The following is an 11,973-nucleotide window of genomic DNA, read 5'->3' as shown; positions in this document are numbered from 1 at the left end:
GAGAGGAACGAGCCGTATGCTAGGCTTGCCCGCTATTACCCGTCATTGACATACCGATGCAGTTTCATTAACGAAAATTGCAATCATGAATCCGCTCGAATTCCGTCACGTGCGCGCGTTCCTGAGCGTTGCGCAGCACCTGCATTTCGCGCGCGCGGCCGACGCGCTCAACATGGCGCCGCCCGCGCTCACGCGGCAGATCCAGGAAGCCGAGCGGCTGCTCGGCGTGCGGCTGTTCCAGCGCTCGCGCCGGGAGGTTTCGCTGACGGCGGCAGGCATTGCGTTTCTCGCCGAGGCGCGCGCGGCGGTCGAGCATCTGCAGCGCGGCCGCGAACTCGCGACGCTCGCCGAGCGCGGCGAACTCGGCCGGATCGAGATCGGCTACGTGTCGTCGGCCGTCTATTCGGGCACGCTGCAGCGCACGGTCGGCGCGTTCCGCGCCGCGCATCCGCGCATCGAGTTGAACCTGCGCGAGGTGCCGATGGACGACGTCGCGAAACAGCTCGACGCGGGCCGACTCGACCTCGCGTACGTGCGCCCGCCTTTGCCGCTGCCGGGCGGGCTGCGGATCGTCACGCTGCAGCGCGACGTATTCGTCGCGGCTGTGCCGGCCGATTCGCGTTACGCGGCGATGACCACCGTGCGTGCCGCCGATCTCGCCGACGCGCGCTTCGCCGTGCCGGAACAGGAGCGCGGCACGCTCGAAGTCGCGCGCCGCGGCCGCTTCGCGCCGGTGATCGCCGCGCGGCCGGGCGGGTTGCTCGCGGTGCTCGCGTGCGTATCGGTAAACGGCTGGGTCGCCGTGATCCCGGACGCGCTCGCCGACTGCGTGTCGTTGCCGGGCGTCGTGTACCGGCCGATCGCCGGCAAGCCGATCATGTCCGAACTCGCGCTCGCGCACCGGCGCTTCGAGAAGGCACCCGCGGTACGCGCGTTCCTGCGCGCCGTCCCTGCCGCGGGCTAGCGCCTGTCCCGCCGATAACGGACGCGCGAATAAGCATTTCGCGATTCGATGTTTGCCGGCGCGAAACCGATTCCGTAATCTGCCCGGCAGCCGCGCGGCCTCTCGCGCGGATCACCGAGGACCTGCCGCCGATGACTTCGCCCTCCGCCCCGGCCCGCCGCCGCACACTGCTGCGCGTGGCCGCCCTGGCCGCCGCACCGCTTGCCGGCGCCGCCGCACGGCCCGTCCGCGCGGCCGGCCCCGACCTGTCCAACGTGACGCTGGTGCTCGGCGACCAGGCCGGCGGCCTGCGCGCGCTGGCCGAAGCCGCGCGCGTGCTCGACGGCGTGCCGTACCGGTTTCGCTGGGCGAATTTCCAGGGCGCCGCGCCGCTGTTCGAAGCACAGCGCGCGGGTGCGATCGACCTCGCGCCGGCCGGCGACCTGCCGGTGTTGACGGCCGCGCTCGGCGATCCGGCGCTGCGGATCGTGGCCACGCGCGTCGGCTCGCCGACGTCGCTCGGCATCGTCGTGCAGCCCGATTCGCCGGTGCGCACCGTCGCCGACCTGAAGGGGCGCACCGTCGTCGTGTCGTCGGCGCGCGGCAGCATCTCGCAATACCAGCTCTACGGCGCGCTGCGCGAACACGGCCTCGCGCCGGGCGACGTCGACGTGCGCTTCGTGCTGCCGATCGACGCGTTCGCCGCATTTGAGGCGAAGCAGATCGGTATCTGGGCGACCTTCGATCCGTATTACGGCAACGTGGTCCGGCGCGGTGCGCGCATCGTGCGCGACGGCAGCGGGATCAATTCCGGGCTCGCGTTCCTCACGTCGCCGGTCGACACGCTCGACGATCGCGCGAAGCGCGCGGCGCTGTCGGACGTGCTCGCGCGGCTCACCCGAGCCGGCCAGTGGGCGCTCGGGCATCCCGCCGATTACGCGACCGTCTATGCGTCGCTCACGCGCCTGCCGCGCGAGGCGGCCGCCGACATCGCGCGCCGGGCGGCGCTCGCGCAGCGCGGCGTCACCGGCGCGGACATCGACGTGCTGCAGCGCGTCGCCGATCGCGCGGCCGCGGACGCGATCCTGCCGAAGCGCGTCGACGTCGCGTCGATCGCGGTGCGCAACCTGCCGGCCGCGTAACCGGCTGCACGTCGTCGCCTGTGCGGGCGTTCAACGCGCCTTCGCCATGTCGAGATCCGGCACGTCGTCGCCGAACGTCGACGCAACCAGCGTGCGCATCGCGGCGACCAGCAGCGTCGGGCCCGACTGGTTGAACGTGCAGCGCTCGCCGGCCGCCGGCACTGCCCGATGCAGCACCGCGCGCCACGCACCGTGCCCGCCGTCGCGCTCGAACGCGCCGAACGGCAAACGCTCGACGAGCGGCCCGCCGTCTACCCACGACGACGACGGCACGTACGGCACCGGCGTGCCGCCCGGTTCGCGCAGGACCGTGCATCCCGCGGCGTCGACGCGCGGCGCGCCGAGTGCTTCCGCCATCGCCACCCAGAAATCGAGCGGCGCACCGACCAGATCGTGAACCTGCATCGCGCCCTCCCGCGGTCGTGAAAACGCCATCCTAGCGCTGCCGCGCGCGATGCGCCGGCCACGCCGCGACCGGTGCGTTGCCCGGCAAGCGCGCCCGTCGTGCGAAACCGCCGATACGTGTTACGAATCGGCGATTCCTGCGTACAATGAACGCAACACGTATCGTCCGGGCGGCGGTGGGCACGCATCCCGGAACCGCATTCACGCCGAACCGGGCCGGGCCCGTTCGGCGGACGACAACCGGAACCATACGGTGCAGCGCAGGCCGGATCTCTCGGGAGACCGCAGCATGTCCACGCACGCCAGGAAACCGCTGATATCGCTCGTCGTGCCGTTTCATGACGAAGAAGACACGATCGACGCGTTCTTTGCCGAAACGCTGCCCGTTCTCGAGTCGGTCGCCGGGGTCCGCTTCGAGATCGTCTGCATCAACGACGGCAGCCGCGATCGCACGCTCGACCGGCTGCTCGCGATCGCCGCCCGCGACGCGCGCGTACACGTCGTGGATCTCACACGCCGCTTCGGCAAGGAAGCCGCGCTCACCGCGGGCCTCGACGAGGCCGCCGGCGCCGCGGTGATCCTGATCGACGCCGACCTGCAGGACCCTCCCGCCCTGATTCCCGCGATGATCGAACACTGGCGCGCCGGTGCCGAGGTCGTCGCCGCGAAACGCACCGACCGCATGTGCGACCCATACCTGCAGCGCGCGGCGGCGGCGCTCTACTATCGCGTGCACAATGCGCTGTCCGAAGTCGAAATGCCGGAAAACGTCGGCGATTTCCGCCTGATGGATCGCGAGGTCGTCGAAGCGCTGCGCGCGTTGCCGGAGCGGCGGCGGTTCATGAAGGGGCTGTTCGCGTGGGTCGGCTTTCGCACCGCGATCGTCGAATACACGCGTGCGCCGCGCAGCGGCGGCCGCTCGAAGTTCTCCGGATGGCGACGCTGGAACTTCGCGCTCGAGGGCATCACGAGCTTCAGCACCGTGCCGCTGCGCGTGTGGACCTACGTCGGTCTCACGTTCGCGATGCTGTCGCTCGCGTATGGCGCCTTCATCGTGGTGCGCACGCTGCTGTACGGCAATCCGGTGCACGGCTACCCGTCGCTGATCTCCGTCGTGCTGTTCGTCGGCGGCATCCAGCTGATCGGCATCGGCGTGATCGGCGAATACCTCGGGCGGATCTATCACGAGTCCAAGCAGCGGCCCGTCTATCTCGTGAGGCGGCGCTACCGTGCCGAGCGCGATGCCGCCGCCCAGCCGGCATCGAAGCTGCTGCAGTTTCCGCTGAAGCGCACGCCCGCGGCCCGCCGCAGGGCAGCGATGCCGGCGGTCGCCGGCGTCGCCGCCCGCAAAGCGTCGTTCAAGTAGAACCGGACCGCCGCAATTGGACATTCCCCGCGAATCGATGCGCTCGGCGGAGCGGCCCGTGCGCGCGTGGCTCACGCTGCGGCGCGTCGTCGTGTACAGCGTGTTGATGCTCGTGCTCGACGCACTGTTCATCGCGATCTGGACGACCGTCGTTCGTCACGGATCCGGAAGCATCGGGGCACGCCCCGGTGCCGACTTCTCGGTGTTCTGGTCGGCCTCGTACGTGATGCTGCACGGCTCGCCGGCGCAGGCGTACGACTTCTCAACCTTCTCGCGGCTGACGACCGGGCTGTTCACGCACCTTCGCCGCGACGTCTTCGCCCCGTGGCTGTACCCGCCCACCTATCTGCTGCTCGTGACACCGCTGGCGTTACTGCCCTTCGCGCTCGGTTACCCGGTGTTCGTCACGATCGGCGTCGTCGTGCTCGGCCTCGTCGCGTGGCGCGTTTCGCGTCTCGGCACGATTCCGGGCGCATCGCGCGTCGGTCCACTCGCGCTGGCCGCCGCGCCTTGCGTGTTCGTCACCGCGACGCTCGGGCAAAACGCGTTCCTGACCGCATCGTGCGCGGCGCTGGCCGTCCACTGGGCCGAACGGCGGCCGATCTGGGCGGGCCTCTGCATCGGCCTGCTGTCGGTCAAGCCGCAGATGGCGCTGCTGTTCCCGTTCGTGCTGGTCGCCGTGCGCGCATGGCGCACGATCGCATGGGCCGCGCTCGCCACCGGCACGTTCGTCGCGCTGAGCGTCCTGATTTGCGGCACCGAGTCGCTGCGCCTGTTCGTCGCGAGCACCGGACTCGCGCGATCGATCGTCCTCGAACACGGTGTCGTGTTCTGGCTCGCGTCGCCGACGCCGTTCGCGGCGTTCCGGCTTGCGGGCGTGCCGCTCGGCGCCGCCTATGCCGCGCAAGCGTGTATTGCGGCAATCGCGATCGCCGCCGCGTGCATCGCATGGACGCAATCGCGCGATACCCGCGTGCGCGCCGCCGTGCTGGCGGTCGCGACGCTCGTGGCGAACCCGTACGTGTGGCACTACGAACTTGCGTGGCTCGCCATCGCGATCGCCTGCATGCTGTCGATCGGCTGGCGCGACGGCTGGCTGCGCGGCGAACAGGCCGCGATCGCGCTGATGTGGGCGCTGCCGGTCGCCGAATACCTGAACCCGTGGCTGCTGCTGCCGCAGATCGGCCCGGTCGTGACGCTCTTCGCGCTGCTCGTGCTGCTGCGCCGCGCGCGGCACGACGCTCACAACGCGAGCCGCGGCGGCACGTACAGCCCGTAGTACGGCCCGACGCCCGTCGCGACGCCGGTCATCTTCACGCCGGCGACGAAGTGCCCCTGGATGTACTTGTACGTGCCGCCGAGCGACACGTCGATACGGAACGCCGCGAACGCGACGATCGGCACGTAGGTGCTGCTTGCCGTCTGCGTGACGACCGGCAGCACGACCGTCGTGCCGACCGGCACCGACGTGTAGAGCGTCGCCTTCACGCCGGTCGCGAGATAGATGCTGTCGCCGATATTGAGCGTCGTCGGGTTGCCGGTCACCATCAGGCCGCCCATCGTCGTCGTGTCGCTCGCGGTCGACTGGAACGACGTCCACTGGCCGCCCATGCACAGCGTGCCGTAGGTCTGGCCGTTCGTGATCGAGAATTCGTACGGCAGGTTGGTCAGCGGATTGATCAGCGGCTGGTTGGTCAGCGTGTTCCAGTATTGGTTGTACACGCACTGGTCGATCGCGACCGGAAAGAGCCCGCCCGCCGCCACCCCGCCCGGCGCGGCGAGCACCGCGATCGCGGTCGCGCTGCCGGACGCGCCCGGAATGCCGAGCAGCCCGCCGAGCAGCAGCGGAATCGAGCCGCCGTTCACGCCCGGCGCGCGCGACACGGTCACCTGAACCGCCGGCACGTCGTATTGGCCGGGCGTGATGGTCGTCGGCTGCATCGATGCCGGGTTGCGCGTCACGTTCCAGTAGCCGGTCGTCACCGTGCCGGTCGCGAGCGGCGCGCCTGCCGCCGCATTCTGCGCGATCACGCCGTTCGCCGCCGGCGCGGCCTGCGACCAGTTCAGCGCGCCGCCCGTGGGCGACATCATCGCGTCGGCCGCCGCGAGCGCGGCCGCGTCGGCGGCGTTCTGCAACTGGTTGCGCACCGTGGCCACCCACGCGATGTCGATCGCCAGCGCGCCGAACGACAGCAGCGGAATCAGGAACAGCAGGAAGAACAGCGCGACGGAGCCGCGCTCGCGCGTGGCGCCGATGCATGGCGTGCCGGCTGCGTCATTCATAGAGCATCACCGAGCTGGCCGAGATCGTCACCGGGCCGGTCAGCGCGCTGAATGCCGACCCCAGCACCAGCCCCGAATACGTGTAGGTCACCGTGACCGTCAGCGCGGTGCCGGCCGTCGTGCCGTTCGCCTGCGTCACGGTGATGGTCGGCGTCGTCGCGGTGCCGCCGGTGATGAGGCTGTTCTGCGTGTAGGTCGACGCGACGTTGGCGATCTGTGTCGGGGTCAGCATCGGCACGCGCAGCACGACGCCCGCGCGCGCGGCCTCGCGGCTCGCGTTCGTGATGACGGCCTTGTCGCACAGCAGCAGGCTCGTGTCGATGATGCCGATCAGCACCATCAGCAGGAACGGCAGCATCAGCACGAACTCGAGGGATACGACGCCGCGCGCGTGACGGACGCCCATCGCCTGGCGTGTCATCTTGCCGCCCCCGCGGCGGGCGGCAGCGCGTGCGGGTCGAGCGCGGCCCCCGTCGACGGTCGTGCGGCGGCGGGCGCCGGGCGCGCCGCAAGCTGCGCGCGCACTGCCTCGTAGACGCGCAGATTGTCGGCCACCGCCGATGCGGGCAGATCCGCCGACAACAGCTTCTTCGCCGAATCGGTGTTGCCGAGCACGCCATACGCGAACGCGAGGTTCTGGCGCGCCTGCCACGGCGCATCAGGTAACCCGGCCACGTCGAGCAGCACGTTCACGCCTTCGCGCGGCCGGTTGCTCAGCACGAGCGACAGCCCGAGGTCGACGCGCAAGCCCTGCGCATCCGGATGCACGCGCAGCGCATCGCGGTATACGGCCTGCGCGTCTTCATGGCGGCCCTGCAGGTCGAGCACCGTACCGAGACCTTCCGCCGCGAGCGGCAGGCTCGGCTGCGCGGCCAGCAGCTCGCGGTAGCGCTGGGCGGCCTCGTCGAGCCGGCGCTGCCGCAACGCGACGCGCGCGAGCCCGACCTGCGGCCCGGGTTCCGCGGGTGCCTGCTGTCGTGCCTGCTCGTAGAGAATCCGCGCGCGCTCCAGATCGCCCGCGCGGTAGCTGACGTCGCCCAACCCGAGGCGCGCCGGGAGCGAATCGGGATGCCGGGCGAGCACCTTCTCGTACAGCGTCGACGCGAGATCGACGTTGCCGCCGGCGAGCGCGCTGTCGGCAATGCGCAGTTCGGCCTGCGGGTCGTCGCTCTTGTGCGACAGCGCCGGCCGCGTCTGGATGCCCGGCGCGCAGCCGCCGGCCAGCACCGGCAACACCGCCGCGAATGCGAACGCACTGATCACGGATCGTGTCATTTGAACACCTCGAGCAGGCGAATCGCCGCCGGGCCCGCCGCGATCAGGCCGACCGTCGGCAGGATGAACAGCATCATCGGCAGCGTGATCTTCGGCGCGAGCTTCGCGGCCTGCTCCTCGAGCGCGACGATCTGCTCGGTGCGCTCGCTGCGCGACAGCGTCCGCAACGCCTGCGTGATCGGCGTGCCGAAGCGCTGCGATTGCGTGAGCGTCGTGGCAAGCGAGCGCGCCGACGCAAAGTCGACGCGCGTCGCGAAATGCGTGAGCGCTTCGGATACGTTGCCGCTCAGCGTCAGCTCGTCCGCGCATACCGTCAGCTCGTCGGCGAGCGGCGGGCAGATGCGCTCGAGTTCGCGCGCGACGCGCCGCACGCCCGATACGAGGCTGTTGCCGGCCATCGTGCAGATCACCAGCAGGTCGAGGGCGTCCGGAAAGCACGCGGCGATGATCCGCCGACGCCGCCGGATCATTGCGCCGAGCACGTATTCCGGCACGATCACGCCGATCACGAACGCGGCGACCATCGCCAGCGCCCGGATCACGACGTATTCGCCGAAGCGCGGAATGTACGGGCTGAACACGATCGCGACGCCCGCGAGCAGCACGCCGCAGCTCAGCTTGATGCCGATCATCGAGGACACCGCACGCCGCTCGCGAAAGCCCGCGCGCGTCAGCTGCAGCCCGAGCTTCACACGCTGCATCGGGTCGAGCACGGGCAACCGCTCGCCGAGTTGCGCGAGCCGCCGCGTCAGGTCCTGACGTACCTCGCCCGGCTGCAGCCGCCCCGCCACCAGCGACAGCGGACGTTGCCCGGCCGCCTGCTGCACGCGCTCCGCGATCCGCCGGCGCGTGCCGCCGCCGGGCGTCGCGAGCGCCGCCGCGACGCACGCGAGCAGTAGCAACAGTTCGAGGCCGCGGGCGGCCAGCATCGACATCGTCATCGCGCGGTATCCAGTTTCGAGATCTTGTGAATCGTCAGCAGTCCGATCGTCAGCAGCACCGCGGCGATCGTCAGCATCACGCGTCCGGCATGCGTGTCGAACAGCAGCATCACGTACGCGCGGTTCACGAGGAACAGCGCGCCGATCATCACGAACGGCACCGCCGAAATGATCTTCGTCGTGATCCGCCCCTCGGCGGTCAGCGCGCGCGTTTTCAGGCGGATGTCGCGGCGCGTGCGGATGATGCTCGACAGCTCGTCGAGCGTCTCGCCGAGGCTGCCGCCGGTCTCGCGCTGCAGCAGCAGGTAGACGGTGAAGAACGAGAAATCCGCGATCATCAGCCGGTCTGCCGCGTGCGTCAGCACGTCCTTCAGATCCGCGCCGACGCGCAGGCTGTCACCCATCGAGCGAAAGGTCGAGCGCACCGGCTCCGCCGCGCTGTCGCCCACCGTGCTGATCGCCTGCGTGACCGGAATGCCCGCGCGCACCGCCCGCACGATCAGGTCGATCGCGTCCGGGAACGCTTCGAGAAAACGCAGCCGGAACCGCTCGACCAGCGCGCGATAGCTGGCGCGCATCGCCACCAGTGGCAGCCCGACGTAGATCAGCGGATGGAGCGCGTGCGGCAACGCGACGAGTTGCACCACCACGATCGCGGCAATCGCGCCGGCGATCGTGCCGGCGACGACGATCCGCATCCCGCGTTCGCCGCCAACCGCGCGCACGCGCGTCACGTAGCGCTGCAGCCACGCGCGCGCGCGGCTTTGCCGCCGCGGCAGGTTGAACAGCGCGATGCCGGGTGCGGCGGCCGCACCGGCTTCCCGACCCGCCAGCGACGGCGCAAGGTGCCGCATCCGCTCGCGAATGCGCTGCTCCGGCGTGTGGCGCGCACGGTCCAGCCACGCGGACAGCGCGAGGCCCGCCGCGAGGATCACGACGAATGCGCCGAGCCCGAGCAGATCCGCGGCGCTCATTGCCGGAAGACCTCGGAGAGCGCATCCTCGACGCCGTAGTACGCGGCGCGCGGCGCGAACGCCGGCCGCAGCGACGACGCCTCGAACACGCCTTTCACCACGTCCCGCGTCGTATCGCCCTCCTGGCGGAACGCGAACAGGTCCTGCGTGATCACCACCTCGCCTTCCATTCCGACGATCTCGGTGATCCGGGTCACGCGGCGCACGCCGTCGCGCATCCGCTCGACCTGCACGAACAGGTGCACGGCGCTCGCGATCTGGCGCCGGATCGACAGCAGCTGCAGGTTCGCGTTCGCCATCATCACCATGCTTTCGAGCCGGCTGATCGCGTCGCGCGGCGAGTTCGCATGGATCGTCGTCATCGAGCCGTCGTGCCCGGTATTCATCGCCTGCAGCACGTCGAACGCTTCCGCGCCGCGGATTTCGCCGAGGATGATGCGGTCGGGCCGCATCCGCAGCGCGTTGCGCACGAGGTCGCGCTGCGAGATCCCGCCGAGCCCTTCCGTATTCTCCGGCCGCGTCTCGAGACTGACGACGTGCGGCTGCAGCAGTTGCAGCTCGGCCGCATCCTCGATCGTCACGATCCGTTCGTGCTCCTCGATGTGTTGCGACAGCGCGTTGAGCAGCGTCGTCTTGCCCGACCCGGTGCCGCCCGAGATCACGATGTTCAGCCGGCACGCGCACGCGATCTTCAGCACCTGCAGCATCCCGTGCGAGATGTTGCCCTGATGCGCCATCCGCGCGAGCGTGATGTCGCGCTTCGCGAACTTGCGGATCGAGATCGACGCGCCGCGCATCGCGATCGGCGGCAGGACCACGTTCACGCGGCTGCCGTCGGCAAGCCGCGCGTCGACCATCGGGCTGCTCTCGTCGACGCGGCGCCCGACCGCCGCCGCGATCCGCTGCGCGACGCTCGTCACGTGCGCGTTGTCGCGAAACTTCAGCGGCGTGAGTTCGAGCCGGCCCGCGCGCTCGACGTACACCTGGTCGGGGCCGTTCACGAGGATGTCGGAGACGGTGTCGTCGGCGAGCAGCGGCTCGATCGGCCCGACGCCGAACATGTCGTTCAGGATCGCGTCGACGATCAGCACCTGCTCGCCCGCCGTGATCTTCAGGCGCTCGCGCTCGACCGTGTGCGCGGCCACCTGCTCGATGCCCGCGCGCACTTCGTCGCGCGTCTTCATCAGCGCCGCCGACATGTTCATCGACGAGAACACCGCGGTGCGAATCGCGTCGAACTTGCCGGAACGAATCAGCGCCTCGTGGGTATCGGCCACCGCAAGCCCGCGCGCGGACGCGGGCGCCTGGCTCGCTGTCGGGACCGGTGCCGTCGCGTCGTCGCGCGGCGCGGCAGGAGTAGCCGCAGGCCCGGGCGCAGGCGTCGGCCGTTTGCGGGTACCGAACGTCACGATCCTTTCCTCCATTTCACGAAGCGCGCGTACCACGGCTGCGCGACGGCCATCGATTCGCCGGTGATGCCGTTCGCGAGCAGCCGGATCTCGTCCAGGAAGCCGCGGCGTTTCGTGCCTTCGATCGGCTCGCCGAGGTTCTCGGCGACCGCGAGCGTCTGCGGCTCGTGCGGCAGCTCGCGCAGCCGCACGCCGCCGAATGCGTCCTCGAAGTCGGCCTGCGCGACGCGCCCCTTGACCGGCTCGAGCGGGTTGTTCAGCATCATCGACAGCAGCCGCTCGCCGGGCAGCTCCCTCACGAAGCGCGCAAGCCGGGCGGCTTCGTACGCGGCATGCACCGAGCGGTCGGCGACGATATAGACGAGATCGGACACCGTCAGCGCATCCTCGAACAGTTTGCCGGCGCGGTTGCCCACGTCGAACAGCACGTAATGGAAGCGGTCCTTCAGCATCTCGACGAGCGACGCGATCGCATCGTCGCGCAGCGGCGCGTCGTCGCCGTACGCCAGTTCGGCCGACAGCACGTGCAGGCGGTCGCCCTTCGTGACGAACATGCGGTCGAACAACGCGTCGTCGGGACGCTGTTCCATGTTCAGCAGTTCGATCAGCCCGTTGTTGCTCGATAGCCCGAGCCGCGAGTTCGCGCCGCCGCCGTGCAGGTTCAGGTCGACGTATGCCACGCGGCGGCGCTTCTCGCCCGCCAGGCAGCGCGCGAGACTCACCGCGACCGTCGTCGTGCCGACGCCGCCGCGCGCGCCGACGAAGCTGACGATCTTGCCGGTGCGCACCTGCACGACCGATTCCGTCGCGGTCAACGCGCGCCGCATCAACTCGACGGTCAGCGGCTTCACGATGTAGTCCTGCACACCGATGCCGAGCAGGTTGCGGAACAGCCCGACGTCGTTCTGCGTGCCGATCGCAACCACCCTCACGGACGGATCGCACACGTCGGCGAGCCGCATCAGGTCGGACACCGGCAGCACCGAATCCGACACGTCGACGATCAGCTGGCGCGGCGAGCGCTCGTGCTGCTGCAGCAGCCGGATCGCGTCGTCGCAGTTGCCCGGCTGCACGTGGGCGCGCGTGATCGACAGGTCCTGGGCGACGCGGCGGATCACGTCTTCGCTGCCGGCATCGGACACGACCGCGATGAGATCCGCCGCACCGGCTGCGGCGGCGCGCTTGGCATTCTGGCGATCGAGGACGTTCATGGGCGGCATCGCGATGGGCATCGG

At 70.1% G+C, this 11,973-nt stretch carries 12 protein-coding genes; 4 read left to right on the top strand and 8 right to left on the bottom strand.

Annotated features, from left to right (window positions below):
• The first annotated feature begins 85 nt into the window (after nucleotides 1-85).
• A complete protein-coding gene (locus U4Z31_RS07290; RefSeq protein ID WP_321809848.1) occupies nucleotides 86-964 on the top strand; it encodes a LysR family transcriptional regulator in 879 nt (292 codons plus the stop codon).
• 131 nt (nucleotides 965-1,095) lie between these two features.
• Nucleotides 1,096-2,085, top strand: a complete 990-nt coding sequence (locus U4Z31_RS07285) for an ABC transporter substrate-binding protein (RefSeq protein WP_321809847.1) — start codon at nucleotides 1,096-1,098, stop codon at nucleotides 2,083-2,085.
• A 30-nt stretch (nucleotides 2,086-2,115) separates the two neighbouring features.
• Here the strand turns inward: U4Z31_RS07285 and U4Z31_RS07280 are convergent, their stop codons facing one another.
• Nucleotides 2,116-2,490: a phage protein NinX family protein gene (locus tag U4Z31_RS07280; protein ID WP_321809846.1), complete on the bottom strand. Its 375-nt coding sequence runs from the start codon at nucleotides 2,488-2,490 to the stop codon at nucleotides 2,116-2,118.
• Between the two features lie 289 nt (nucleotides 2,491-2,779).
• Here U4Z31_RS07280 and U4Z31_RS07275 point away from each other — a divergent pair, with 289 nt between their 5' ends.
• Together U4Z31_RS07275 and U4Z31_RS07270 are read left to right on the top strand one after the other, a co-directional pair.
• Nucleotides 2,780-3,856 carry a glycosyltransferase family 2 protein gene (locus U4Z31_RS07275; protein WP_321809845.1) on the top strand — a complete coding sequence of 359 codons (1,077 nt, stop codon included), beginning with the start codon at nucleotides 2,780-2,782 and terminating at the stop codon, nucleotides 3,854-3,856.
• 16 nt (nucleotides 3,857-3,872) lie between these two features.
• On the top strand, nucleotides 3,873-5,135 hold the full coding sequence (locus U4Z31_RS07270) for a glycosyltransferase family 87 protein (protein WP_321809844.1): 1,263 nt from the start codon (nucleotides 3,873-3,875) through the stop codon (nucleotides 5,133-5,135).
• Here U4Z31_RS07270 and U4Z31_RS07265 read toward each other — a convergent pair.
• Genes U4Z31_RS07265 through U4Z31_RS07235 form a run of 7 tightly spaced genes read right to left on the bottom strand, consistent with a single transcriptional unit; the run spans nucleotide 5,099 to nucleotide 11,958 of the window.
• Complete coding sequence (locus U4Z31_RS07265) at nucleotides 5,099-6,139, bottom strand: TadG family pilus assembly protein (protein ID WP_124668360.1); 1,041 nt, start codon at nucleotides 6,137-6,139, stop codon at nucleotides 5,099-5,101. The two genes, U4Z31_RS07270 and U4Z31_RS07265, sit on opposite strands and share 37 nt — an antisense overlap.
• Nucleotides 6,132-6,560, bottom strand: a complete 429-nt coding sequence (locus U4Z31_RS07260; protein ID WP_044843875.1) for a TadE/TadG family type IV pilus assembly protein — start codon at nucleotides 6,558-6,560, stop codon at nucleotides 6,132-6,134. Before U4Z31_RS07260 ends, U4Z31_RS07265 begins: the two co-directional genes overlap by 8 nt.
• Nucleotides 6,557-7,414 (bottom strand): tetratricopeptide repeat protein, encoded by an 858-nt coding sequence (locus U4Z31_RS07255; RefSeq protein ID WP_321809843.1) that lies wholly within the window; start codon nucleotides 7,412-7,414, stop codon nucleotides 6,557-6,559. The genes U4Z31_RS07260 and U4Z31_RS07255 overlap by 4 nt, the downstream gene beginning before the upstream one ends.
• Entirely contained in the window at nucleotides 7,411-8,355 is a 945-nt protein-coding gene (locus tag U4Z31_RS07250; RefSeq protein WP_124488402.1) for a type II secretion system F family protein, read from the bottom strand. The genes U4Z31_RS07255 and U4Z31_RS07250 overlap by 4 nt, the downstream gene beginning before the upstream one ends.
• On the bottom strand, nucleotides 8,352-9,329 hold the full coding sequence (locus U4Z31_RS07245; RefSeq protein WP_044843872.1) for a type II secretion system F family protein: 978 nt from the start codon (nucleotides 9,327-9,329) through the stop codon (nucleotides 8,352-8,354). The genes U4Z31_RS07250 and U4Z31_RS07245 overlap by 4 nt, the downstream gene beginning before the upstream one ends.
• Nucleotides 9,326-10,738, bottom strand: coding sequence for a CpaF family protein (locus U4Z31_RS07240; RefSeq protein ID WP_321809842.1), 1,413 nt, complete (start codon nucleotides 10,736-10,738; stop codon nucleotides 9,326-9,328). Before U4Z31_RS07240 ends, U4Z31_RS07245 begins: the two co-directional genes overlap by 4 nt.
• Nucleotides 10,735-11,958 carry an AAA family ATPase gene (locus tag U4Z31_RS07235; protein WP_321809841.1) on the bottom strand — a complete coding sequence of 408 codons (1,224 nt, stop codon included), beginning with the start codon at nucleotides 11,956-11,958 and terminating at the stop codon, nucleotides 10,735-10,737. Before U4Z31_RS07235 ends, U4Z31_RS07240 begins: the two co-directional genes overlap by 4 nt.
• Nucleotides 11,959-11,973 lie beyond the last annotated feature (15 nt).

The sequence above is a fragment of the Burkholderia sp. BCC1985 genome (assembly GCF_905339915.1).
Classification (GTDB): domain Bacteria; phylum Pseudomonadota; class Gammaproteobacteria; order Burkholderiales; family Burkholderiaceae; genus Burkholderia.
The sequence above is the reverse complement of the archived record's forward strand: the minus strand, read 5'-3'. Positions and strand labels throughout refer to the sequence as shown.